General features: G+C 53.1%; 24 protein-coding genes, 1 pseudogene and 1 riboswitch. Of the genes and pseudogenes, 23 read left to right on the plus strand and 2 right to left on the minus strand.

Translation table 11 applies throughout. The annotated features are described in order from the left end of the window. Positions 1-135 precede the first annotated feature (135 nt). The 8 genes and pseudogenes from veg (at position 136) to AC0YNV_RS37255 (ending at position 6217) form a co-directional block, all read left to right on the plus strand. Positions 136-408: a biofilm formation stimulator Veg gene (gene veg, locus AC0YNV_RS37220; protein ID WP_189000010.1), complete on the plus strand. Its 273-nt coding sequence runs from the start codon at positions 136-138 to the stop codon at positions 406-408. Between the two features lie 179 nt (positions 409-587). After that, positions 588-761 (plus strand): annotated as a pseudogene (locus AC0YNV_RS37225) (small, acid-soluble spore protein, alpha/beta type); the annotation flags it as partial. A 347-nt stretch (positions 762-1108) separates the two neighbouring features. Further along, positions 1109-1963, plus strand: coding sequence for a 4-(cytidine 5'-diphospho)-2-C-methyl-D-erythritol kinase (gene ispE / locus AC0YNV_RS37230; RefSeq protein WP_475772588.1), 855 nt, complete (start codon positions 1109-1111; stop codon positions 1961-1963). A gap of 83 nt (positions 1964-2046) precedes the next feature. Further along, positions 2047-2877, plus strand: a complete 831-nt coding sequence (purR, locus tag AC0YNV_RS37235) for a pur operon repressor (protein ID WP_210046355.1) — start codon at positions 2047-2049, stop codon at positions 2875-2877. A 60-nt stretch (positions 2878-2937) separates the two neighbouring features. Then, the gene (locus AC0YNV_RS37240; RefSeq protein WP_475772589.1) at positions 2938-3330 is read left to right on the plus strand and encodes a RidA family protein; all 393 of its coding nucleotides are present in this window, start codon (positions 2938-2940) and stop codon (positions 3328-3330) included. Between the two features lie 140 nt (positions 3331-3470). Beyond that, positions 3471-3758, plus strand: coding sequence for a septation regulator SpoVG (gene spoVG, locus AC0YNV_RS37245; protein WP_189000021.1), 288 nt, complete (start codon positions 3471-3473; stop codon positions 3756-3758). A gap of 222 nt (positions 3759-3980) precedes the next feature. Next, positions 3981-5366: a bifunctional UDP-N-acetylglucosamine diphosphorylase/glucosamine-1-phosphate N-acetyltransferase GlmU gene (gene glmU, locus AC0YNV_RS37250; protein ID WP_475772618.1), complete on the plus strand. Its 1386-nt coding sequence runs from the start codon at positions 3981-3983 to the stop codon at positions 5364-5366. A gap of 218 nt (positions 5367-5584) precedes the next feature. Further along, on the plus strand, positions 5585-6217 hold the full coding sequence (locus tag AC0YNV_RS37255; protein ID WP_475772590.1) for a 50S ribosomal protein L25/general stress protein Ctc: 633 nt from the start codon (positions 5585-5587) through the stop codon (positions 6215-6217). Positions 6218-6372: 155 nt separating this feature from the next. Here the strand turns inward: AC0YNV_RS37255 and AC0YNV_RS37260 are convergent, their stop codons facing one another. After that, on the minus strand, positions 6373-6573 hold the full coding sequence (locus tag AC0YNV_RS37260; RefSeq protein WP_210046358.1) for a hypothetical protein: 201 nt from the start codon (positions 6571-6573) through the stop codon (positions 6373-6375). Between the two features lie 172 nt (positions 6574-6745). Between AC0YNV_RS37260 and pth the strand changes: the two genes are divergently transcribed. From pth to AC0YNV_RS37335, 15 genes are all read left to right on the plus strand, one after another. After that, complete coding sequence (gene pth / locus AC0YNV_RS37265) at positions 6746-7306, plus strand: aminoacyl-tRNA hydrolase (RefSeq protein ID WP_475772591.1); 561 nt, start codon at positions 6746-6748, stop codon at positions 7304-7306. A 54-nt stretch (positions 7307-7360) separates the two neighbouring features. Continuing rightward, positions 7361-7591, plus strand: a complete 231-nt coding sequence (locus tag AC0YNV_RS37270) for an anti-sigma-F factor Fin (RefSeq protein ID WP_210046360.1) — start codon at positions 7361-7363, stop codon at positions 7589-7591. A gap of 345 nt (positions 7592-7936) precedes the next feature. After that, the gene (gene mfd, locus AC0YNV_RS37275; RefSeq protein ID WP_210046361.1) at positions 7937-11464 is read left to right on the plus strand and encodes a transcription-repair coupling factor; all 3528 of its coding nucleotides are present in this window, start codon (positions 7937-7939) and stop codon (positions 11462-11464) included. A 37-nt stretch (positions 11465-11501) separates the two neighbouring features. Further along, entirely contained in the window at positions 11502-12566 is a 1065-nt protein-coding gene (locus AC0YNV_RS37280) for a peptidylprolyl isomerase (protein ID WP_475772619.1), read from the plus strand. A gap of 209 nt (positions 12567-12775) precedes the next feature. Beyond that, positions 12776-13816, plus strand: a complete 1041-nt coding sequence (locus tag AC0YNV_RS37285) for a lactonase family protein (protein ID WP_475772620.1) — start codon at positions 12776-12778, stop codon at positions 13814-13816. Positions 13817-14149: 333 nt separating this feature from the next. Further along, a complete protein-coding gene (urtA, locus tag AC0YNV_RS37290; RefSeq protein WP_475772592.1) occupies positions 14150-15424 on the plus strand; it encodes an urea ABC transporter substrate-binding protein in 1275 nt (424 codons plus the stop codon). Positions 15425-15551: 127 nt separating this feature from the next. After that, positions 15552-16457: an urea ABC transporter permease subunit UrtB gene (gene urtB, locus AC0YNV_RS37295; RefSeq protein WP_210046365.1), complete on the plus strand. Its 906-nt coding sequence runs from the start codon at positions 15552-15554 to the stop codon at positions 16455-16457. Positions 16458-16477: 20 nt separating this feature from the next. Further along, complete coding sequence (gene urtC / locus AC0YNV_RS37300; RefSeq protein WP_475772593.1) at positions 16478-17566, plus strand: urea ABC transporter permease subunit UrtC; 1089 nt, start codon at positions 16478-16480, stop codon at positions 17564-17566. Next, positions 17529-18314 carry an urea ABC transporter ATP-binding protein UrtD gene (gene urtD, locus AC0YNV_RS37305; protein WP_379114256.1) on the plus strand — a complete coding sequence of 262 codons (786 nt, stop codon included), beginning with the start codon at positions 17529-17531 and terminating at the stop codon, positions 18312-18314. The genes urtC and urtD overlap by 38 nt, the downstream gene beginning before the upstream one ends. After that, the gene (gene urtE / locus AC0YNV_RS37310; protein ID WP_475772594.1) at positions 18292-18987 is read left to right on the plus strand and encodes an urea ABC transporter ATP-binding subunit UrtE; all 696 of its coding nucleotides are present in this window, start codon (positions 18292-18294) and stop codon (positions 18985-18987) included. Before urtD ends, urtE begins: the two co-directional genes overlap by 23 nt. Positions 18988-19106: 119 nt before the next feature. Continuing rightward, positions 19107-19252, plus strand: a riboswitch (guanidine-I (ykkC/yxkD leader). A gap of 158 nt (positions 19253-19410) precedes the next feature. Next, positions 19411-20427 (plus strand): ABC transporter substrate-binding protein, encoded by a 1017-nt coding sequence (locus tag AC0YNV_RS37315; protein WP_475772595.1) that lies wholly within the window; start codon positions 19411-19413, stop codon positions 20425-20427. A 7-nt stretch (positions 20428-20434) separates the two neighbouring features. After that, positions 20435-21235: an ABC transporter permease gene (locus AC0YNV_RS37320; RefSeq protein ID WP_210046369.1), complete on the plus strand. Its 801-nt coding sequence runs from the start codon at positions 20435-20437 to the stop codon at positions 21233-21235. A 142-nt stretch (positions 21236-21377) separates the two neighbouring features. Then, the gene (locus AC0YNV_RS37325) at positions 21378-22139 is read left to right on the plus strand and encodes an ABC transporter ATP-binding protein (protein WP_475772621.1); all 762 of its coding nucleotides are present in this window, start codon (positions 21378-21380) and stop codon (positions 22137-22139) included. 288 nt (positions 22140-22427) lie between these two features. Then, positions 22428-22970, plus strand: a complete 543-nt coding sequence (spoVT, locus tag AC0YNV_RS37330; RefSeq protein ID WP_475772596.1) for a stage V sporulation protein T — start codon at positions 22428-22430, stop codon at positions 22968-22970. A gap of 194 nt (positions 22971-23164) precedes the next feature. Further along, the gene (locus tag AC0YNV_RS37335) at positions 23165-24970 is read left to right on the plus strand and encodes an oligosaccharide flippase family protein (protein WP_475772622.1); all 1806 of its coding nucleotides are present in this window, start codon (positions 23165-23167) and stop codon (positions 24968-24970) included. Between the two features lie 16 nt (positions 24971-24986). Here AC0YNV_RS37335 and AC0YNV_RS37340 read toward each other — a convergent pair whose 3' ends face one another. Beyond that, positions 24987-25400, minus strand: coding sequence for a hypothetical protein (locus AC0YNV_RS37340; RefSeq protein WP_475772597.1), 414 nt, complete (start codon positions 25398-25400; stop codon positions 24987-24989). Between the last annotated feature and the right edge of the window lie 75 nt (positions 25401-25475).

Raw genomic sequence — 25475 nt, forward strand, 5'->3', positions numbered from 1 at the left:
AATATATTATGCATCCGGCCCTAAATTAGACTTTTCATTATTGACAATTTGTTTGCCGCACTGTTATAATTATAATTTTTTGACAAACCACCTCTTTTTAGTTATAATGGACAAGGAAAGAGGTGGTAGTGGACAATGGCTAAAAATGCACTGATGGAGATCAAACGCAGTTTGGAAATCCATGTCGGCTCCAAAATACGTCTTCGCGCAAACGGTGGTCGACGAAAGACCATTGAACGAACCGGAGTGTTGGAAGAAATCTACCCTTCTGTATTCATTGTCAAACTTGACGAGGAGCAGCATGCGTTCAAGCGGGTCTCCTACAGCTACGCAGATATTTTGACTGAATCGGTTGAAGTGACTGTAGATAGCGATGATGGCCAAGTTCGCATTACGTATATGCAATAAAAGAATAACAAGCCTGATCGAGTACGGAGACCCTTCAAAAGTCCGTACTCTTTTTTCTGTTCATTAAGCGTCATACCCCAAGCGAATCTCCAAAAACAGCCTGTTTGCCTGCGTGCATGAAGAATTTAAATTCAAGCATACTAACGGTAACTTACAGGTCGAAGGAGGATTCTATTGGGATGAGCCGCAAACGCCGAAGCTTTATGAGCGAGCAGTTGAAGAATGAACTGGCGAAGGACCTTGGATTTTACGATACGGTGCAGCGCGAAGGCTGGGGCGGCATTAAAGCCAAGGATGCCGGGAATATGGTGAAACGGGCAATTCAATTGGCTGAGGAGGCTGCCGCCAAACAATTCACCGCGCCTCAAGCCGCGCCATACGTGCAGCAGCGCTTCACAGCATCCACGCCGCCAGTTGCCGTTTATGTGCCGCAGGGACAACCGGAAAGAAGCGCAGGCAGTTCTTTCTCGCCGGCTTTTGTGCAGACCATGCAGTCGCGTCAGCCATATCAACCACGCCATTAGCCGATTGGATTTCGGGAGATGAACTCCCGGGATGACCGGATATATTTCATCCAGAAGCTAAGATGCCTGAGCGGACATAAACGCCGCGCAAAGGACATCTTAGCTTTTCTTATGGCCTTTTGTTAGAATATAAAAAAAGATTCTATTTTTCTATATATAACGAACGGGTGACACAAATGAAGATTTATGAAAAAGCGCCGGCTAAAATCAATCTGATGCTCGATGTATTGCGTAAACGGGACGATGGCTTCCATGAAGTGGAAATGATTATGACGATGGTGGATCTGGCAGATCGTCTGGAGATGGAAGAGCTTCCCAGGGATACGATTATTATTTCGAGCCAGGCTGGCTACATACCGCTGGATGAGAAGAACCTTGCCTTCCAGGCGGCTAGATTGATCAAGGACCGGTATGACGTCTCAAGAGGGGTTTATATCCATTTGGACAAGAAGATCCCTGTTGCTGCGGGGCTTGCAGGGGGCAGCAGTGACGCTGCGGCTGCGCTCAGGGGCTTGAACAGGCTCTGGGAGCTTGGAATCTCTGAGGACGAGCTGTGCACGCTTGGCGCGGAGCTGGGCTCGGACGTACCTTTCTGTGTGACGGGAGGAACCGCGGTTGCGCGCGGCCGTGGCGAGAAGCTGGAGCCGATCGGCAATCCGCCGCAATGCTGGGTCGTGCTAGCCAAGCCGCCGATCAATGTGTCGACGGCTGACGTATACGGAAAGCTGCGGGCGTCGGAGCTCAAGCAGCATCCTTCTACCTCGGCGATGTTATCTGCTATTGAGCGGGGTTCCTTTTCCGATATATGCGCAAATCTCGGCAATGTACTGGAGTCGGTTACGCTTCATGCCTATCCGGAGGTGCTCCAGCTCAAGGAAATCATGTACCGGTTGGGTGCCGACGGGGTCTTGATGTCGGGCAGCGGTCCTACAGTTTTTGGCCTGGTCAGCAAAGAAGCCAAAGTATCACGGATATATAATGGTCTGCGTGGTTTCTGCAAAGAAGTTTACGTGGTAAGAATGCTGACATGATAAAGACGTTTTTCTTGATTAAATCCGTATAAAAATGATATATTATCATTATAATATTCGGATTTAGCGAGGGGGACGATGCTGTGAAGAAATTAAAACGAAGTGCTAGGTTAGTTGAAATGACGCAGTACCTTCTTACCCGGCCCCATACGTTAATTTCTTTGACAGCTTTTGCTGATCGTTACCAGTCTGCCAAGTCCTCCATCAGTGAAGACCTGGCCATTATTAAAGAGGTATTCGAGGAAGAAGGACTCGGTGAACTGCAAACGCTGGCAGGTGCTGCGGGCGGGGTCAGATATACACCCAAAATGGGCAAGGCAGAAGCATTATCCATTATGAATCATATTTGCCGCCAGCTGGAACAGCCCGAGAGGGTGCTTCCAGGCGGTTACTTATATATGACAGATATGCTGGGCTTGCCTGGTCTCTTGGCCGATGTGGGCCGGATGTTTGCAACCGCATTCGCATCCGCCGATATCGATGTAATCATGACTGTAGAAACAAAGGGCATTCCGCTTGCCTATGCAACAGCATCCTGCATGAACCTTCCCGTTGTGATTGTAAGACGCGACAACAAGGTAACGGAGGGTTCGGCCGTGAGCATTAACTATGTGTCGGGCTCCAACAAACGGATTCAGACGATGTCTCTTACCCGCCGGGCGCTCAAGGAGCAGTCCCGGGTGCTCATTATTGATGATTTCATGAAAGCGGGCGGCACGGTGCAGGGAATGATGGATCTGCTGCATGAGTTTAATGCCAAGGTCGCCGGTGTCGGCGTCTTCGTGGAATCAGGGGAGCTTGGCACGGAAGAGAGGCTGCTGGAGGATTATGTATCGCTTGCAAAGCTGACGGCGGTGGATATGAAGACCAAGCATACGACGATTGTTCCGGGTAATTTTTTTGATGCCAAATAGATCAGAGCTGCACCAAGGCCAATTAAATTCACAAACACCTTCAGGAGGTACCTTTCAAAAATGAAGCATATTCCAAGCATTGTATCTACAGACAAGGCGCCGGCCGCAATCGGACCTTATTCGCAAGCCATTACACTGGGCAATTTATTGTTTACGTCCGGACAAATTCCACTGGATGCAGACGGTCAGCTGGTGGAAGGCGGAATCGAAGAACAAACCCATCAGGTATTCCGCAATTTGCAGGCGGTCCTTGCGGAAGCGGGAGCGACCTTTTCCGATGTGGCGAAAGCGACGGTTTTTATCAAAGATATGAACCAGTTCGCCGCCCTCAATACGATTTACGCCTCTTATTTTGGTGATCACAAACCTGCCCGCTCCACGGTTGAAGTGGCCAGACTGCCCAAAGACGTACTTGTCGAAATTGAGCTGATTGTATCGATAAAAGTCGAATAAAAGTCGAATTAAATCGAAACAATGGAATTGGAAATATTTATTTTAAAATAAGGCATTAATTTTCCAAAAACATGAAGGATTTTGCATTGCCGTGTGGAATTATACACCAAGTCTTTGATAGGCAAAGGTGGTGAACACAAGTGCAAATTACCGATGTCAGACTCCGCCGTGTAAATTCCGAAGGTCGCATGAAGGCTATCGCTTCCATCACCATTGACAACGAATTTGTCGTTCACGATATTCGTGTGATCGACGGCAACAATGGGATGTTTGTGGCAATGCCAAGCAAACGGACTCCGGATGGAGAATTCCGCGATATCGCTCATCCGATTTCTTCTACTACCCGTGAGAAGATCCAGGCTGCAGTTCTTGCTGAGTATGAGCGTGCCGCTACGGAGGAAGAAGAAGTGATTGAAGAAGGAGCGTAATTGACGAAATTGGGGAGAGTGCAAATCAGGGTGCAGGATACTGAAGCCCTTTTATCAACCCGATTTGCGAAGAAAAGGGAGCCTTTTGGGCTCTCTTTTCTTTTTGCCTTGAATACGCTATATTCATTAGAGAAATTTACAAGAACAAGAATAAACAAAAAAGTTCATAGAGGATCCAGATAGACATTATAAAGCCGGGAGGAATTTACATTGGGAAAAATAATGGCAGTCATACTCGCCGCGGGACAAGGCAAACGAATGAAATCGAAATTATATAAAGTGCTTCATCCGGTATGCGGCAAACCAATGGTCGGCCATGTGCTGCAAACGGTGAGGGAAGCGGATTGTCAGCGCACCGTTGTTGTTGTGGGACACGGGGCGGAAGCGGTGCAGAGCTACGTCGGGGACGGCGCGGAATTCGTGCTGCAGGAGCAGCAGCTTGGCACCGGTCATGCGGTTCTGCAAACAGAGGGGCTGCTTGGTGCTGAAGAAGGCACAACTGTGATTCTGTATGGGGACACGCCTCTGGTCACGGCAGAGACCATTACAGCGCTGTTGGAGCTGCATACGCGTACTCAGTCGGCTGCTACTGTGTTGACGGCTGTAGTGCCCAATCCGCAGGGTCTGGGACGGATTATCAGGAATGAAGCGGGAGCAGTCCAGCGGATCGTCGAGCAGAAGGACTGCACGCCCGAGCAGGCCACCATTAACGAGATCAATACCGGCATGTACTGCTTTGACAACCGCAAGCTGTTTGAGGCGTTGAAGCTGGTTACAAACAACAACGCGCAGGGTGAATACTATTTGACGGACGTCATGGAGATTATCCGAAAATCCGGCGAGGTTGTAGAGGCTTACTGTGCGGCGGATTATGCGGAAGGAGTCGGCGTGAATGACCGTGTCGGCCTCGCAGAGGCTGAGCAGCTCATGCGCGCGCGCATTGTCCGAAAGCATCAGCTTGCGGGTGTGAGCATTATCGATCCCGCCGCCACTTATATAGAAGCGGATGTCGTCATCGGCCCCGACACCGTTCTTTTGCCCGGTACGATTCTGCGGGGCAGCACGGTGATCGGGGAGGACTGCATCATCGGGCCGCAGGCGGATATCACGGATACGGAAGTCGGCAACGGAGTCACAGTCAAGCATTCCGTAACGACGGAAGCTGTCATCGCCGATGAATGCTCGGTGGGTCCCTACGCTTACCTGCGTCCGGGTACCAAGCTTGGGATCGGCTGCAAGATTGGGGATTTCGTTGAAATCAAGAACGCTGAGCTTGGAGCCGGCAGCAAGGTTTCCCATCTTAGCTATATCGGGGACGCCAAAGTAGGCACAGACGTCAATATCGGCTGCGGAGCGATTACCGCCAACTATGACGGGTATAATAAATCGCTCACGGAGATCGGCGACAATGCTTTTATAGGAAGCAATGTGAATTTGATCGCACCGGTCAAAGTCGGCAATGGCGCCTATGTTGTCGCAGGGTCTACAATTACACATGATGTGCCTGATGGAGATCTTGCGATTGCCCGCGAGCGTCAAGTCAACAAACCCGGTTATGCGGATAAGCTCCGTGCCCGGGCAAAAGCGAAGAAGGCAAACAACAAATAACTCTTGGTCCAATCAATGGGCAAAGCAGCATGTGGATGTCGGCGGTTATTCGTTAATTGGGTGCCGCTGCACCCCTCGATTGCAAGCAGTATGCTTCGGTTCTCAAAAAGCCGAAGCATACTGCTTGTTTAATTTTTTGGCGGAGTGGGTAATATGAATATACTATGTACGAATATGAATAAAGCACGAATAAGTACAAACCCAGGAGGTTCCAATTTATGGCTATAACATTCAAGGCAGAGGAACGTGCGTCAGGATCACAGGGACAACTGCGGAAGCTGCGTCATACGGGCAAGATTCCCGGAGTCGTATACGGCAAAAAGCTGGAGAACCCCATCAGCATTTCGGTCGATGAGAAGGAACTGCTTGCCATTTTGCGCTATCATCCCAATGCACTGCTCGAAGTGGATGTACCAGGTGCCGGCAAGCAGCCGGTCATGATGGCCGAGGTTCAACGGGATGCCTTATCTCGCAGCGTTATGCATATTGATTTTCATCAGGTGAACATGAATGAAGAGATTAAGGCGCAGGTCCGCATCGATTTGGCGGGCGAGGCTCAGGGCGTGAAGGAAGGCGGTATCCTGCAGGTGCTGCTGCATGAAATCGAGGTTCATTGCCTGCCGAATGCGATTCCGGATGCTATCGAGCTTGATGTTTCCGCACTGCTTGTAGGGGAGAATCTGCTGGTGAGCGACCTGAAGCTGCCTAAGGATGTTTCTACCCGTATCGATAGCGATCAGGTAGTGGTTGCCATTCTTGCACCACAGAAAGCAGAAGAAGGTGATTCCGAAGCTGCCGAGGGTGAAAGTGCCGAAGCTTCCGAGGAGAAGAAGGACAGCGATAACGAATAAAACCATAGCGGTGGCAAGGGGAGAAGATCTTTGTCATCGGGGAGAAAATATAGTAAGGTGGAGAGGGCTGCGCCGCTGCAGCCCTCTTTCCTGTGTGGCATAACCCTCTTGCCTGCTCACAGGCTGGCGATCGGTTTAACTTGTCCTGAATTTTTTCAATATCCGGGACGGGAAACAAAGGTAAACTGCCTTCTGTTGTAGAACACATTATTAACCTTGATATACTGAGGACTGCACTGTTCGACGAAGCCGATGTCACTATGCTCGTTGCCCCAATAGATCTGGACTGGAACCTGATGCTCCGAGTGATCCAAGAAATGAGAATCATCATAAATCAGCTGACCGTTCAAATACATCAAAGTCGCTCCTTTGTGTTCAATTTCGCATTGCCTCGGCAGTCTGCCGCTTATATAGATATGACAATTTACAAGGATGATTCGTTGCATCATTACAAAAACTTTACAGCAAACATTTTTCGCCTATGTAACAATGTCTGAGTAAAAACGTTTAGGAGTTGAAGGCACGCACATGAAATGGATTGTCGGATTAGGAAACCCCGGCACGGCTTATCAGGGGACGCGGCATAATATCGGATTTATGGCGGTCGATGCGCTGGCCAAGCGGTGGGGAATCAGTGTAACGCAAAGCAAATGCAAAGGGCTGCTCGGTGAAGGGAATGTGTCCGGCACGAAGGTGGTGCTGCTCAAGCCGATGACGTATATGAATTTGTCCGGGGAGACGGTGCGCGGGTTCATGGATTATTTTAAAGCCGATCTGGAGGATGCGATTATCGTCTACGATGATCTGGATACGGAAATCGGTAAAATCCGGCTCCGTTATCAGGGCAGCGCAGGCGGTCATAACGGGATCAAGTCCATTATTGGACATACCGGCACCCAAATATTCAATCGGGTAAGGATGGGGATTTCCAGACCGCAGCCGGGTATGAATATTGCAGACTATGTGCTGGCCAATTTCCCTAAAAGCGATGGAGACAAAGTGTCTACCATGATAGAGGACACCTGCGATGCGGTCGAATTTGCGCTCAAGCATCCTTTTGATCAGACCATGGCCAAATTCAACCGTTAAATATTGGCCCGTCCGGGCATACTGAGGGTATAACAAACCTTCAGGAGGCATAATATGGCTGTACATTACATTTGTCGTCACTGCAAGTCCGCTATAGGGACCATACACAACAGCTCCGTATCGGAAATGCAGCTCGGGTTCCATTTCTTGACCACCGAAGAGCGCAGCGATATAATAGCGTATAATCCAAACGGCGATGTGACGGTCAAAGTCGTTTGCGACTACTGCCGCGAGGCGATTGAGAATAATCCGGAACTCGTGCTTATGAATAGTCCCCTGCAGTAGGGGGCTCCCACTCGGATCAGGATTTGAAGAGCCTTGGCGCACGGCTGAGGCTCCTTTTGTGAACTGATTTTTAAAATTTCAGGTTCAGCAGCAGGGATTGTTCTTCTTTTGGCATCTCTTGCGCAAAAGAAGGCAGGCTGTTTCCGTTATGGGTGCTATTTTCCTGAATTTTAATTTGTAACAGTTGATATTCCCTATTTTATCTATATCGTTCCGCTAGGATAACGCTTGACGCTCGCCCAGGAAACAGGGGGTCATGGTGCATATTATGGAACCCGGGTCTCACAATCGGGGCAGAGTAGCAAGTCATTATCTTTGGTGGAATGAAACGAGGTGCAGTAAACGTTGAAAGCATTACTAGAGGCTTACGCCGCGGATATGGATTTTCAGTCAGTCGTGTCCGGATTGCGAAAAGGGATGCGGGAACAGTTGATATCCGGCCTGGCCGGATCGTCGCGGCAGGTCATGATTGCTGCTCTCTCCAAGGAAATGAACCAGCCGATGCTGGTGGTTACGCACAATATGTTCGCCGCGCAAAAGATCGCGGAGGATCTGGTGGAATGTCTCTCGCCAAATGAAGTGCTGCTGTACCCCGCCAACGAGCTGGTCGCAGCGGAAGCAGCCATATCGAGCCCGGAAACGCTTGCCCAGCGGATGGATGTTCTGATCCGTTTGTCGCAAGGCTTTCGCGGGATTGTTGTCGTGCCCTTCTCCGGGGTGCGCCGCTACCTGCCGATCAGCAGTGTGATGGCTAAGGCGCGGATTGAGATAAAAGTAGGCGATACACTGCCTATGGAAGCGTTTTTACGGCAAATGGTAGAGCTTGGTTATGTCCGGGCCGATAAGGTAGAGGCAAAGGGCGAAATGAGCGTGCGCGGCGGAATTGTCGATTTTTACCCGCTGACTACCGCGAACCCGTACCGGATCGAGTGGTTTGACGATGATATCGATTCAATCCGCACCTTCGATATTGCCGATCAACGATCGGTAGAGAAGCTGGAGCAGTATATGGTTCCTCCCTGCCAGGAGCTTCTTGCCGAGGCCGGCCGCTTCGATAATGCGGCTCAGCATGCCTCGGAGCTGTTGGAGCAGCAGCTTCAGAAGATGAATGACCGTTCGGCCAAGGACCGGCTGCGCTCGGAGATGGGCGCAGAGATCGAAAAGCTGCGCGAGCATCAGTATTTTACGGAAATTTATAAATATATCTCGCTGCTCTATCCGGAGAGGCAAACGCTGTTCGACTATATGCCCGAGGATACGCTGCTTATCTATGACGAACCGACCCGTCTCATTGAGACGGGCCGTCAGCTCGAACGGGATGAATCCGAATGGGAACTGCATCTGCTGCAAAGCGGAAAATCTCTTCCTGGGCTTGTGTTGGCCCGCCCCTCTGACGAGATTCTGTATCATCGTCCGTTCCCGACCATGTTTCTCTCTCTTTTCTTAAGGCAAATTCCGCATACGCAGCCTCAGAATATCCTTAATGTCGTCTGCCGCTCGATGCAAAATTTCCACGGTCAAATGAATGTGCTGAAGGCGGAGATGGAGCGCTGGCGCAAATCCGGCGCGAGTGTCATGATGCTGGCTGGCAGCACGGAGCGTATGGACCGCATCAGGCGGATTCTGCACGATTACGGCATTGAGCCGCCGACGCTGATCGAAGGCAATTTGCAGTCCGGTTTTGAGCTGCCATCCATCCACCTGATTGTAATTACCGAGGGCGAGATGTTTTCGCAGAAGCAGCGCAAGGCGCGGCGGGTGGACAAAAAAATTGACAATGCCGAACGGATTAAAAACTATTCCGAGCTGAAGGTTGGCGATCACGTCGTCCACCAGAACCACGGAATCGGCAAATATATCGGGATCGGTACGCTTGAGATTGCCGGCATCCATAAAGACTATATTCATATTTTGTACGCAGGCGGCGACAAGCTGTCTGTTCCGATTGAGCAAATCGACCTGATCCAGAAGTATGTCGGTTCCGAGGAGAAGGAGCCGAAGGTCTATAAACTGGGCGGCAGCGAATGGACGCGTGTCAAAACAAAGGTCCGCTCCTCCGTCCAGGATATCGCCGATGAGCTTATCAAGCTGTATGCGGAGCGGCAGGCTACCAGCGGATTTGCCTTTGGAGGCGACACCTCCTATCAGCAGGAATTTGAAGCGATGTTCCCTTATGACGAGACGCGGGATCAGCTGCGTGCGATTGAAGAGATCAAGAAAGACATGCAGACACCGCGTCCGATGGACCGTCTGCTGTGCGGCGATGTCGGCTACGGCAAAACCGAGGTTGCGGTGCGCGCGGCTTTCAAGTCGGCGATTGAGGGAAAACAGGTCGCCATTCTTGTTCCTACGACGATACTTGCCCAGCAGCATTATGAAACGTTCCGCGAGCGCTTCTCGGGGTTTCCTTTCAATGTGCAGGTGCTGAGCCGTTTCCGCTCCAAGAAGGAACAGACTGATACGATGAAAGGTCTCAAGGCGGGAACGGTGGATGTCGTTATCGGTACGCACCGGCTGCTTTCGCAGGATATTATCTTTAAGGATCTGGGCCTGCTTATTGTGGATGAGGAGCAGCGCTTCGGCGTATCCCACAAGGAGAAGCTGAAGCGGCTCAAAACCAACGTGGATGTGCTTACGCTGACGGCAACGCCAATTCCGCGCACCCTGCACATGTCCATGCTCGGAGTCCGGGACTTGTCGGTTATCGAAACACCGCCGGAGAACCGTTTCCCGGTGCAAACCTATGTGGTGGAATACAGTCCGTCTCTTGTCCGCGAGTCCATCGAACGGGAACTGGCGCGGGGCGGTCAGGTCTATTACCTGTTTAACCGTGTGCAGGGGATTCATCAAATGGCGGAACAGATTCATGCGCTGGTTCCGGATGCCCGCGTTGCGGTCGGGCACGGCCAGATGTCCGAGCAGGAGCTGGAGAAGACGATTCTCGATTTCCTCGACGGGGAGTCCGATGTGCTTGTCAGCACCAGCATTATTGAGACGGGTGTGGACATCCCCAATGTCAATACGCTGATTGTTCATGATGCGGATAAAATGGGACTTTCCCAGCTCTACCAGCTGCGCGGACGCGTGGGGCGCTCCAATCGCATCGCTTACGCTTATTTCACCTACCAGCGGGATAAAGTGCTGACAGAGGTTGCGGAGAAGCGTCTGCAATCCATTAAAGAATTCACGGAGCTCGGCTCAGGCTTCAAGATTGCCATGCGCGACCTGGCTATACGCGGAGCGGGAAACCTGCTTGGAGCGGAGCAGCATGGCTTCATCGCCTCCGTTGGCTTTGATCTGTATTCCCAAATGCTTGCGGATGAAATAGCCCAGCGCAAGCTTGATATGGGCGGAGAAGCCGTCGAGCCGGTGAAGGAAGTCAGTACGGTGATTGATATGAGTATAGATGCGTACTTGCCCTCGGCTTATATTTACGATAGCATACAGAAGATAGAGATATATAAGAAGGTGGCAGCTTTGCGCTCCCTTGAGGAAGCGGAAGATCTGCGCGAGGAGTTGGTGGACCGGTTCGGCGATTTGCCGCAATCGGTGGACAATCTGCTTTCCGTAGCCAGGCTCAAAGTGCTCGGCGCAGCATGCGGGATTGAGCAGATAAGCGGCAAGGGCGATGATATCAGCTTGCGGTTCGCCGAACAGGAGAAGCGGCGGTTTGACACGAAGAAAGTCGACCGGTTGTGTCTGCAGTTCGAGAACCGGATCAAGCGTTCAGCCGGCAACGAGCCTTATCCGCTTGTACAGCTGAGAGGCAAAGGGCTTGAAATGGATCAAAGGCTCGAAGTACTGGAACGTTTTTTGCTTCACTATAAAGAAACCATACAATCGAAAGGGGAACTACAGGATGTTGCGCACTAATTATTGGAAGAAGGGGGTCTTGCTTGCATTGGCGGCCATGTTGGTCGTTGTTTTGGCAGCAGGATGCGGCAAGAAGAATGACTCCGAGGGGACAGCGCCCGGAGCAGGGGAAGGCAAAGCCGTTGCGACGTATAAGGACGGAACGGTAACGGATACGGAGTTTGCCAAATATTCGACCTTCTTTGGCATCGTACAGCCGCAAACGGAAATGTATTTGAGCATTCCGCAGCTTCAGGAACAATTTCTGCGTGAGTATGTGGGATACAAGATTCTGAAAACCCGTCTTGGGGACAAAGAGGACAAGGCGATGGAAGAAGAAGTAAACAACTTCTATACCCAAATCAAGCAGCAAATTGATGCAACCCCGGAAGTGAAGGCAAAAGTGGACAAAGTCGGCCTTACCGAGGCGGATATCAAATATTTCTATACAATGATTACCTCTATCATGAAGGATGAGGAAAGCAAAGTTAAAGATGCTGATGTACAAGCCCAATACGATAAAACCAAAGATGACTACAACATGATCACGGTTCGTCATATTCTGGTCGGAACCGTCAACCCCGAGACAGGCGAAGAGACGCGCAAGGACGAAGACGCGCTCAAGATTGCCCAGGAAGTGAAGAAGAAGCTTGATGCCGGCGGCGACTGGACAGCACTGGCCAAACAATATTCAGACGATGCCGGCTCCAAGGAGACGGGCGGCTTGTATGAGAATCAACAGGCAAAAGTCTGGGTGGCGGAATTTAAAGATGCCGCAAACAAGCAGGAGGTCGGCAAAGTCGGCGATCCCGTCAAATCCTCTTATGGCTATCATGTCATGAAGGTGGAAAAGCGTGAGCCTACGGCTTTTGACAAGCTGTCCGCCGAGGACAAAGAAGGTCTGAAGCAGGCTGCAGCTTCCGAGATCCTCAATACGTTTATGACCAAAGAGCTCCCGGGTCTGATTACGAAAGTTGATCTGCCTGCACCTCCAGCTGATCCTAACGCTGCTGGCGGAGCAACGAATGGTGCGGCTGGTGGCGCAACGAACGGAGCAGCCAATGGTGCTGCAGCTCCGGATTCGACATCGACTGATAAAAAAGAAGAACCTGCAACGAAATAAGCAGCGGTTTTTGCCATCAACGCCCGAGGATTGCGGCAGCTTGAAGAAGCTGATCCGCCGCCAAAAGTCGAAGCAGCCGTTTCAGCTATACGGACAAGCTCGGCTGTAAAGCCGGGCTTGTTTTATGCCGGGAGCCGGTAATGTAAAGGCTTAGTATCAGTTGTACGCAGTGGGAAGAGGAGATCGGGGAGGGATTGGCTTTGGGGAAAATGCAGGTGGTTGTCGGATCCTATTCGAGCAAGGAAGCAGAAGGAATTGCTGTCATTGAATTGAATACCGGGAGCGGGGAAATGAGAAGGGTCTCTGGTGTCACAGGACTGGTTAATCCTTCTTATCTGACAATGAATGCAGCACGGACGCGCTTGTACGTGGTCAGCGAGACAGGGGATCAGCCCGGGAAAGTAATTAGCATTGCTGTTGACCCGGCTGATGGGTCCATGTCTGTGATGAACGAGCGCTCGACACTGGGTAATGCGGCTTGTCATATCACGCTGGATCGGGATGAGCAATTTATTACGGTTGTCAATTACAGCGGCGGCAATGTATGCCTGTTTCCCGTGGAGGAGGACGGCTCCATAGGCCCGATGGCCGATAATGTGCAGCATGAAGGAACGGGACCGCGCGAGGACCGCCAGGAAGCGCCGCATCCGCACTCTTCCATAATCGACCCGACGAATGAATATGTGACGATCGCGGATTTGGGAACGGATGAGCTTGTGCAGTACCGGATTGACAGGGAAGCAGGGAAGCTTGTGCGCGTACGTCACACTGCGGCGGTCCCCGGTTCGGGTCCAAGACATATGGCTTACCACCCTAACGGGCAGCAGCTGTATGTTGTAAACGAGCTGGACAGCACGGTTTCGGTGTATCAGGTCCACCAGGAGGATTTGCGTCTGGAATTGCTGCAAACGATCGGGACGCTTCCGGACTCCATTACCGGAAACAGCACCTGCGCCCATATCCTGGTCAAAGGCTGCGGGCGTTTCTTATATGCCTCCAACCGCGGGCATGACAGCATTGCCATTTTCCGGATCGCGGAAGACGGCAAGCTTGAGCTCGTGGATATTGCCACGAGCGGCGGACGGGAGCCGCGGAATTTTACGATCACGCCGGATGATCAATATCTGCTTTCCGCCAATCAATTATCGGACAGTCTGATTAGCTACCGGATTGATCAGGATTCAGGACGTCTGCTTTACACCGGTCACCAAGTTGAGCTGTCTACACCGGTTTGTGTGTTCGTAAAATAGACTTTTTCCATCGAAAAACGAAAAGCGTCAGGATCTCACCTCGTAAAGGGGAAGAGACCTGACGCTTTTTTCGTTGACCGGACCTATTTCATGTTAGGTATAAGAAGGAAATCGACAAAATCATCTTCATTTAGATAACATTAACATAACATTAAAGTGACTTTTTTATCATATAATGCAGGAAAAAGGAACCATTTATGTGTTATTAAAACTTTTATGGAAACTATATTGACATGAAAGCTGACATGAATCTATAATGAATTCACGAACGATACAACGTTTAGAGAGCGGATCGTTCGGATTATAGGAGAAAATGGTTAGGGGAGTGGGAAAATGAGGGAAAAAGTATGGAAAAGCACAATTTTTATGCTGGTTGCGCTCTGCCTGGTATTAGCGGGCTGCGGGAACAATGGCGGAAGCACAGAAACAACTGCCAACGGGGAAGCCAATACAAGTAATGCTGCAGGAAACGGCGGAGGTGACAGCGGAGAAATAAAAGTCGGCATCCTTCATTCGCTCAGCGGCACCATGGCCATCAGTGAAGTATCGGTTAAAGATTCGGAGATGATGGCCATTGATGAGATCAATGCCAAAGGGGGCGTGTTAGGGAAGAAGCTTGTGCCTGTCGTTGAAGACGGTGCTTCCGATTGGCCGACATTCGCAGAGAAAGCGCGCAAGCTGATATCCGAGGATAAAGTCGCAACTGTGTTCGGCGGATGGACATCAGCTAGCCGGAAAGCGATGCTGCCTGTATTTGAAGAATTAAACGGGCTTTTATGGTATCCCGTACAATACGAGGGTTTGGAATCCTCCCCGAATATTTTTTATACCGGAGCAACAACCAATCAGCAGATTGTACCGGCGGTAAGCTGGCTGCTGGAGAACCGCGGCAAGAAATTTTATCTTCTGGGCTCCGATTATGTATTCCCGCGTACCGCCAACAAAATTATTAAAGAACAGCTGAAAGCCGAAGGCGGCGAGCTGGTAGGCGAGGAATATACACCGCTGGGTCATACGGATTACGCAACGATTATCAGCAAAATCAAGGAGGCGAAGCCGGAGGTCGTGTTCAATACGCTTAACGGCGACAGCAACGTAGCCTTCTTCAAGCAGCTGAAGGATGCGGGGATTACCGCGCAGGATATGACGACACTCTCGGTTTCGGTGGCGGAAGAGGAAATCCGCGGCATCGGCGTGGATGTGCTGGAAGGGCATCTCGCAGCCTGGAACTACTATCAGACGACAGATACGCCTGCCAATAAAACGTTCGTTGAAAACTACAAAAAGAAATACGGCGATGACCGCGTAACGGCAGACCCGATTGAAGCGGGTTATGATGCGGTTTATCTGTGGGCTGCTGCTGTAGAGAAAGCGGGATCCACGGATGTGGCTAAGGTCAAGGAAGCGGCCAAAGGCCTTGAATGGGATGCGCCAGAGGGTAAAATCACAATCGACGGCGAGAATCAGCATATATACAAAACCGTTCGAATCGGAGAAGTGCAGTCCGACGGGCAATTCAAGGAAGTATGGAATTCCGGCGAACCGGTGAAGCCGGACCCTTATCTCAAGGGCTATGAGTGGGCGAGCAGCTTGAGCTCCGGAAGTTAAATTAACGAAAAACGTCATAACCAACCTCGTATGAAACGCGGCAAAGGAAGTATTCGCCGAGCGTCAGCGCTTCTTTGGATACTTCCTTTGCCGACTGCAAGAAGTCTGACGCATGAGGGGTGAAATAATGGATGTTATTGTGCTTCAGCTGTTTAACGGAATCAGTATCAGCTCGATTCTGCTGATGATCGCGCTTGGGCTTTCCATTACATTCGGACTTATGAAAGTCATCAATATGGCGCATGGGGAACTGATTATGATCGGGGCTTACACCGCCTATGTCGTCCAGAATATGTTCACCTCTTATTTTCCCGCATCGGCGTTCGGCTGGTATTTTGTGCTGGCCATTCCGGTCAGCTTCGCCGTGGCTTTCGTGTTCGGTCTTGTGCTGGAGATGACGTTGATCCGGTTTCTGTACGGAAGGCCGCTCGACAGTCTGCTTGCGACCTGGGGCGTCGGTCTGATGCTGCAGCAGCTGGCACGCACCATATTCGGAGCTCCGAACGTCGGGGTAACCAGCCCTTCCTGGCTCAATGGCGGGATGACGGTTATGGGAGATGTTGTACTGCCGTACAAACGGCTGTTTATTATTGCGCTGGTGCTGGTTTGCTTGTTCGCTATGTATCTATACATTTACCGCAGCCACTCGGGACGCAGAATGAGGGCCGTTATGCAAAATCGGGAGATGGCGGCATGTGTGGGCATCTCCACGCGCCGCGTGGATGCCACGACGTTCGCCATCGGATCGGGGATTGCGGGAATTGCCGGCTGTGCGCTGACCTTGATTGGTCCGATCGGTCCTTCCATCGGCACCTACTATATCGTTGACGCATTCATGGTGGTTGTGCTAGGCGGCGTGGGCAAGCTCGTGGGCACTGTATTTGGCGCATTCGGGATAGGCATGTCCAATACATTGTTTGAGTACTGGACGACAGCTTCGCTGGGCAAAGTACTTGTTTTCTTGTGTATCGTTGCTTTTCTGCAGTGGAAACCGATGGGGCTCGTCGCCATGCGGACGCGTTCGCTGGATTAACGTTAAAGGGTGGGATTGGCATGCAAAGGCGAATGATGACATCCAGGCAGTGGTGGCTGCTGGCGGGTTATGCGGCTTGCGCAACCGCGCTCTTCTGCGCGCCGCTTGTGCTCAGCGACTTCCGGCTTAACCTTCTTGCCAAATTTCTGGCTTATGCCATAGTTGCGCTCGGGCTGGATTTAATTTGGGGGTATACCGGAATTCTGAGTCTGGGGCATGGCGTGTTCTTCGGTCTGGGCGGATATGCCATGGCGATGTATCTTAAGCTCGATGCCGGCGGCGGCAGGCTGCCGGACTTTATGGATTGGAGCGGCTTGACCGCGCTGCCGTGGTTTTGGAAGCCCTTCGGGAATTTCGGGTTCGCCGTGGCGGCGGGGATTCTGCTGCCTGCGCTGATCGCACTTATACTTGGCTATTTTACCTTCCGCAACCGGATTCGCGGTGTTTATTTTACGATTCTGACGCAGGCGCTTGTTATCATTACGACTACACTGTTCATCGGCCAGCAGGCTTTTACGGGCGGAACCAACGGGGTGACCGGATACAGCCAGCTTTTCGGCAGTTCGCTGGCATCGCCGGACACGAAGCGGACGCTGTACTTCGTGACCGTTGTGGCGCTTATCGCGGCGTACGCGCTATGCCGATTCCTGGTGAAGAGCCGCTTCGGGAAGGTGCTTCGGGCAATCCGGGACGGGGAGAACCGGGTTCGGTTTATCGGCTATAACCCGGCGCTTTACCAGATGGTGGCCTTCAGCATCTCGGCGGGCCTTGCCGGGCTTGCCGGCATGCTGTTCGTTCTCCATGTCGGCATTATTTCGCCGTCGATGATGGGTATTGTACCTTCGATTGAGATGGTGCTGTGGGTGGCGATAGGCGGCCGCGGCACGCTCTATGGAGCGGCGCTGGGCGCGATTTTGCTCAATTCAGCCAAGAGCGCATTCAGTGAATCATATCCGACAATCTGGCTGTTCTTTATGGGTGCTCTGTTCGTTGTCGTTGTGGTCTTCCTGCCGAAGGGAGCGGCGGGTCTGTTTGGCCAATTCAAACGGTTGATAAGAAGGAGGACGAAGCATGAAGGGGCAGATGGAGTCCGTCATCCTGCAGTGTGATGAGGTTACCGTGGATTTTGACGGTTTCAAAGCAATCCAGGGCATGAACCTGAGTCTGGAGCGCGGTGAGCTCCGATTTCTGATCGGGCCTAATGGAGCGGGAAAAACGACAATGCTGGATGTGATCTGCGGGAAAGTGAAGCCGACGGCAGGAAAAGTGGTGTTCAGCAAAACCATCGATATTACGAGAAAAAAAGAACATCAGATTGCGGAGCTTGGCATTGGGCGCAAGTTTCAAACCCCTTCGATTTTCCCGACGCTTACCGTCTATGAGAATCTGGAAATCGCCATGAAGCAAAAGCGTGGGGTATTTGCCGCCATGCGGGCCAGGATGCGAATGGAGGATCATGACCGGATTGAAGCGCAGCTTGAGATGATCGGTCTGGAAACCAAGGCAGACTGGCGGGCCGGAGGCCTCTCTCACGGAGAGAAGCAGTGGCTGGAGATCGGCATGATGCTGCTGCAGGAGCCGGAAATATTGCTGCTTGATGAACCGGTAGCGGGTATGACGGATAATGAAACGGAGAAGACCGGCGAGCTGCTGAAGCAGATCAGCAGGACGCAGTCGATTGTTGTCGTGGAGCATGATATGGAGTTTGTCCGTAATTTCGCAAGCAAAGTGACTGTGATGCATGAAGGAAAGCTGCTAAAGGAAGGCTCCATGGAGGACGTGCAGCGGGATGACCGGGTGGCGGAAGTGTATTTGGGGAAAAGGCGGGATGCCGATGCTAGCCGTTCAACAGCTTGAAGCAGGATATGGCGAGAGTGTGATCCTGCGCGATGTGACGCTGAAGGTGAAGCCGGGGCAGGTGGTTTGCCTGCTGGGGCGCAATGGGGTTGGCAAGACCACGCTGATGAAGAGCATCATGGGGGTGCTCAAGGCGCGTAAGGGCAAAGTCTCCTACAAGGAGATGGATATGACCAGACGTTCCCCGGGAGACCGGGCGAAGCAGGGGATTGGTTATGTGCCGCAAGGGCGCGAGATCTTTGCGCAGCTGTCGGTTTTTGAGAATGTGCTGCTTGGCTTGGAGGCTTCACGGGAGAAAAAACGGGAGATTCCCGCATCGGCTATCGCCAAATTCCCTGTGCTTCCCACCATGTACAGCCGCAGGGGCGGAGATTTAAGCGGTGGGCAGCAGCAGCAGCTGGCTTTCGCAAGAGCGTTGGCATCGGAGCCGGATATGCTGCTCCTGGATGAGCCCTGCGAAGGCATCCAACCGTCGATCGTCGATGATATCCGCGATGTGATCCGATCGATTAAAGCGGATGGCAGGACGGCCATACTGCTGGCTGAGCAAAGTCTGGAGTTTGTGAAGAGTGTGGGCGATTATTTTTATATTTTGGAGAAGGGGTCCATCGCCTGGGAAGGCGGTCTGGAATCGCTTGATGACGAGGTCATTCGCCATTATTTAACTGTATAATTAAATGTAATAAAACCTAACATCGACATTGACAAGAGAGTGTCGGACCTTATAGAATACTATTAGATGTTAGATAATTTGACAAATTCATAAAGGTTCCCAGCCACGGCAGGTGGGGACACAAAGCTGTCTAGGGTTCCGTGATCTCTCTCGCTATAACCGAGGAAGAAATCAGCCTGGTCCAAGAGGCGGCGTATGGCAGGGGTTGCTCTATTGATGGGAGTAATGGTGCCATATAACACGGAAGGACAAAAGCCTGGGAGATAATCCCAAGGCTTTTTCTTTTTTTTACACTAAATTTTGCTGCGATAAGACGGCAAGCGCCGTTTTTTCTTCAGCCTCATGCAAAAGGTTCAAGAGTTCAATCGTTACAATCGTTTATTTGCACTTGTTGTATATAAAAATAGAGGGAGCTGGAGTTGGATGAACAAAATCAAACGTACGGTTACGATTCTGATGTTGGCGGCGATTATTGCCGCGCTTGCCGGATGCGGAGGACCCAAGGAGGAATCCTCCTCGGGCGGAGGCTCGGATAAGCCGATCACGATTGCGCTCAGTCCTTGGCCGGGCTGGTTCTTCTGGTATTTGGTGGAGGAGAAAGGCTTTTTCGAAAAGCATGACGTGAATGTCAAGCTGGAATGGTTCCCTGTGTATAGCGACTCGCTGCAGGCATTGGCAACGGGCAAGGTGGACGCCAACAGCCAGACGCTGAGCGATACGCTTGCTCCCGTGTCCAAAGGCATTGGACTGAAAGCCGTGCTTGTCAATGATAACTCCTTTGGCGGCGATGCCATCGTGAGCAAGCCGGAATTTAGCTCCATTGCGGATTTGAAAGGCAAAACAATAGCCACCGAGCTGGGTACGGTTGACCATCTGCTGCTGCTGACTGCATTAGACAGGAACGGGCTGAAGGAAAGCGACGTCAATTACGTCAACATGACGGTCAACGATGCGGGGCCTGCTTTTATTTCCGGAAAAACAGACGCTTCCGTGCTGTGGGAGCCGTTCCAGACGACTGCAGTCAAGGAAGGCAAGGGCAAGGTTCTATTCTCCTCCAAGGATACGCCTGGGCTGATTCCGGATTTGCTGGTTTTCCGCGATTCCGTGATCAAGGACCGTCCGGCGGATATTCAGAAGGTAGTTGACGCCTGGTTCGATGCGCTTGACTACTTCCAGGATCATCAGGATGAAGCGATTGAGCTGATGGCGAAGCATGCTGAAACATCCCCGGAAGACTTCAAGCTGGGGCTCGACAGCATCAAGCTGTTTACCGTAGAAGACAATATTAATGCATTCGGCAAGCGTGATGACTATACATCGCTGCGCTACACGGCTGAGAAAACAGCTGATTTCCTCAAGAACCTGGACATGGTGGACGACATTGACGATTTCGACGCTATTCTGGGTTCCCAATTTATTGAAGCAACTGCGAAGAGGTGAGCAGTCAATGAAGACAAAAAAACGACTCAGACCCCATAGATTGCAAATCTTCAAAGATATCGGCGGCAGGCCGTTCGCGTTTACAGCAGGAGCTTCATTCGCACTGCTGCTGCTCGTCTGGTCCCTGCTCAGTTATACCGAAGCGGTGAATCCGGTCTTTCTGCCCAAGCCGCATGAGGTGCTGCTGGAGCTGATTCATCAGCTGGGGACCGCTACTTACTGGCATCATATTGGCATAAGCTTGTTCCGGGTTACCTCGGGCTTCGTGCTCGCCTGTATCATCGGGATCCCGATTGGTATCTTCGCGGGAACCTTCAAATTCGGGGAAGCATTCGTCGAGCCTCCAATGGAATTTATCCGCTATATGCCGGCAGTCGCTTTCATTCCGCTAATTATGGTTTGGGCGGGTATCGGCGAATGGGCCAAGATCCTGCTGATTTTTATCGGCTGCTTCTTCCAGCTTGTGCTTATGGTGGCGGACAACACGCGCCGCGTCTCCCATGATCTGCTGCAGGCCTCCTTCACTTTAGGGGCGGGGCGCTGGAAAGCGATCGAAACCGTCTTGATCCCGGCTATACAGCCGCAGCTGATGAACACGCTCCGTCTGGTTCTGGGCTGGGCGTGGACCTATCTGGTCGTCGCGGAGCTGGTGGCGGTGAACAGCGGCCTCGGTTTTGCCATCATGAAGGCGCAGCGGTTCCTGAATACGGATCAGATTTTTGTGGGGATTATCGTTATCGGGCTGCTTGGTCTGATCAGCGACCGGATTTTTGCTTTCTTAAACCGCAGATTATATCCATGGGCATAAACGGAGGATTTTGCTACATCCTTAAAGGAAAGCTTGGAAGCAGGAGAGGAGTGGGAGTGTGGAAGCGGCGATTCGGAAGCAGAAGGAAGGCAGCCTTGAGGAAGCGGGCGGCAGCGGGTCAGCTGGTCGCGGTCCAGCGGTTGTGCCGGCCATCGGTGAAATTGTCATAAGCGGGCTGCAGAAGGTGTATGAAACAAAAACAGGCCGGTTCGAGGCGCTTAAGGGAATAGATTTGACGGTTGGAAGCAATGAATTCGTGACAATACTTGGCCCCTCGGGCTGCGGAAAATCAACCCTGCTGCGCATTGTCGCAGGCCTAGATGAGCTGACGGAGGGCACAGTCACCGTCGATGGCGGCGAAGTGATTGGTCCGGGAGCCGACAGGGGCATGGTGTTCCAGGGCTACACCCTGTTCCCATGGCTGACCGTGCAGGAGAACATTGAATACGGTCCGAAGCTTAAGGGAGTGGCAACTATGGACCGCCGTGCGATCAGCAGCTATTGGTTGAAGGTGACCCGGCTGGAGGAATTCCGTAAAGCCTATCCCAAGCAGCTCTCCGGCGGGATGAAGCAGCGGGTCGCAATCGCCAGAGCTTTGGCCAACCGGCCGAAGGTGCTGTTGATGGATGAGCCGTTCGGCGCGCTTGATGCCCAAACGAAGCTGGAAATGCAGGAAATGCTGCTTGAGGTATGGGAGAGGGAAAAAACAACGGTTTTGTTCATTACTCATGACATCGATGAAGCGATATTCTTGTCCCAGCGTATTGTGGTTATGGGTGCCGGACCCGGGCGAATATTGAAGACCTATGAGGTGAAGCTTCCTGCCCGGCGATCGCCGGAAGTGCGCGAGCATCCCGAATTTCTGGCTCTGAAGCGGGAAATTGCCCAGCTTCTCAAGCATTGATTTCATCACCTGTGGAAGCAGCAAAACGCTATATAATGTGTGCGGCGGCGGCTCGATTTCGGGCCGTCGTTTGATGCTGAGTCAGCATTTTATTGAGGGGTTCCCCGGCCTGCGGATATTTTAAAGACTGTGATCGTTTACCACGTGCATAAGAATATGGGAGCGGATGAATACTATGGTCAGATTCGAAAAGCACCTTTATTACAAGTTCTCTCCTCTTGTGCAATAGACAAGCATCAGGTATCCAGTCGAATTCAAAACCTTCAATGAAAGTGGGGCAACCAGAACATGAAAGCAACTGGAATTGTTCGTCGAATTGACGATTTGGGCCGGGTCGTCATTCCTAAGGAAATCCGCCGTACGCTGCGTATACGCGAGGGCGATCCGCTTGAAATATTCGTTGACCGCGATGGGGAAGTGATTTTGAAGAAATACTCCCCGATCGGGGAGCTTGGTGAATTCGCCAAGGAATACGCCGAATCCCTCTCGGAAAGCACGAGCCACATTACGCTGATTACGGATCGTGACAATATTATAGCCGTAGCGGGGACATCGAAGAAGGAATATATGGAGAAGCAAATCGGATCCATTCTGGAGTCCTGCATGGAGAACCGCAAAACGGTGGTTGAGACCGGCAGCGGCTCGTATGAAGTAGTCAAGGATCTCGGTGAAGCTTTCAGCTCGTTTGTAGCGGCGCCGATTGTAGCGGGCGGAGACCCCATTGGTACGGTTGTGCTGCTCAGCAAGGATGAAAACGTCAAGATGGCGCAGATGGAAACCAAAATGGCCGAAACAGCCGCCGGATTCCTGGCCAAACAAATGGAGCAATAAAGGGCAAGCTGCCTGCACAGTGACGTTAAAACACTGGCAGCAGCTTGTTTTTTGTTTTGGGGTTGTGTGCCGCCGGAATCAGCCTCTGCTCATGTGGAGGTTAAGAAGCCGATAAGGAGCGCCATTCACATTGGGATGCTTTCGGGTATAATGAGGGGAGGAGTACAGACAGGCAGGTGCCGGGCTTGGAACAAGTGAAACGACATAAGGCCAGTGCTTCCGGGCTTGCCGGCAGCGGCAGGTCCGGATTGATGGATGAGGATAAGGTTTTGACCCCTGACGGGGATACATACAGCGGCGGGCAGGAGGACGGTCTCCCGCCTGAAATGGGCGTCCGCCGCTCCCGCGGGCCGCAGATGCTCGGGGGAGCGGCATTGATGGGAGCCGCGATGCTGATCAGCAAGGCGCTCGGAACCCTGCAGAAGATTCCGCTGCAAAATATCGCGGGGGATCGGGTATTCGGCATTTACAATGCGGTATATCCCTTGTATCAGCTGCTGCTTGTCATGGTTACGGCGGGCTTCCCCGTTGCCGTATCACTGCTTGTTGCGGAGCGGATGACCGGCGGTGACCGGGACGGCGCGCGGCTTGTGCTGAGGGCGAGCGTGATGCTGCTCAGCCTCAGCGGAGCTGCCGGTTTTGCGCTCATGTGGCTGGGGGCCCGTCACATTGCGGGATGGATCGGCGATCCGGATACCGTTTCCGCTGTTCGCGCCGTTTCGCTGGCGCTGTGGGTTGGGCCTGTTACGGCTGCGCTTCGCGGGTATTATCAAGGACTTGGGAACATGCTGCCCTCGGCTGTTTCCCAGCTGTCCGAACAGACCGTCCGTGTAGGCGCCATGCTTGCGCTGCTGGCCATCGGATGGCACTTGGGTTGGAACGACGGATCATTGGCTGCCGGAGCAACGGCGGGCTCCGCTTTCGGCGGCGCCGCAGGCCTTATGGTCATGGCCGGGTATTGGCTGCGTGACCGGGCAATTATCCGTGCTGAAGCTGCGATTACGAGTCCTGTTAGCGGTGGAATGACACCTTCCGGGCAGGCACTGAAGCCTCCGGATAGCGGTGTAATATTGCCGCTGATGCGCAGACTCGCTGGCCTTGCGGTACCTGTTACGCTCGGCGCACTGGCTGTTCCCGCGCTCAGCGTAGTCGATGCGTTCACGGTCCCGCGCCTATTGGGCGCTGCGGGCGGAGACCCGGTGGCGGCTATGGCGCAGTTCGGCCTGTACAGCCGCGGCCAGCCGCTTGTGCAGCTGGTTGTGATGGTGGCAGGCGCGATGGGCGCCGCGCTTGTTCCGGCGCTTGCGACTGCGCGGCTTCAGGGCGACCTGGCCGGCGTGAAACGGCAGTCGGCCCTGGTGATGCGCGCCGCGTGGGCGGTGGGCGGCGCGGCGGCGGTCGGGCTCGTGCTGCTGGCCGAGCCCATCAATGTCATGCTGTACGCGGACGCCGCCGGCACGCGTACCTTTGCCCTTGTGGGCTGCACAGCGCTCGAGGGCACGGTCGCCGCGATCGCGGCAGCCGCGCTGCAGGGGCTGGGGAGCGCCCGCGCCCCTGCGCTGTTCATGCTGGCGGCCGCCGTGCTCAAGGCGGCGCTCAATGCTCTGCTCGTGCCGGCGCTTGGCATCGCCGGCGCGGCCTGCGCGGGCATCGCCGCGCTCATGGCGGCCGCCCTGCTGAGCGCGGGCGCTGTCCGCCGCGCCACGGGCGCGGGAGTGCCCGCTCGCCGTGCCGCGGGCACCCTGCTAGCGCTCGCGGTAATGGCCGCGGCGCTGGTCCTGGCCGAGCGCTGCGGAGCGCCGCTGCTCGGGCTGGCGCTGCCGCCCAGAGCGGCCGCCGCCGTGCTGGCGCTCGGCGGCACAGCCATCGGCGGCGCGCTGTTTGCCGCCGCCGCGCTCCGCTTCGGCGGCATAACCGCGGCCGAGCTGCGCGCACTGCCGGGCGGCCCAAGTCTGGCCGCCCGCCTGATCCGCTGGCGGCTGCTTCCTCCAGCCGAGTAGCACGAGGCAGAATGCCTCATGTATAGCCCGCTTGGCACGTACCATCCAGCTTGCCGTACATGATCTCGGCCTTGATCAGCCTCACTCGGGTACAGCCCGCCAGGCACGTACCATCCGGCTTGCCGTACATGAACTCGGCCTTGATCAGCCTCACTCGGGTATAGCCCGCCAGGCATGTACCATCCGGCTTGCCGTACATGATCTCGGCCTTGATCAGCCTCACTCGGGTACAGCCCGCCAGGCACGTACCATCCGGCTTGCCGTACATGAACTCGGCCTTGATCAGCCTCACTCGGGTATAGCCCGCCAGGCATGTACCATCCGGCTTGCCGTACATGAACTCGGCCTTGATCAGCCTCACTCGGATATAGCCCGCCAGGCATGTATAACCCGGCTTGCCGTACATGATCTCGGCCTTGATCAGCCTCACTCGGGTACAGCCCCCAACGCACGTACGCTATCAGCTCTCCAAGAGCAGCTCATGCGCGCTTGGCAGCCTTACAAG

The sequence above is a fragment of the Paenibacillus sp. JT31N11 genome (assembly GCF_056269285.1).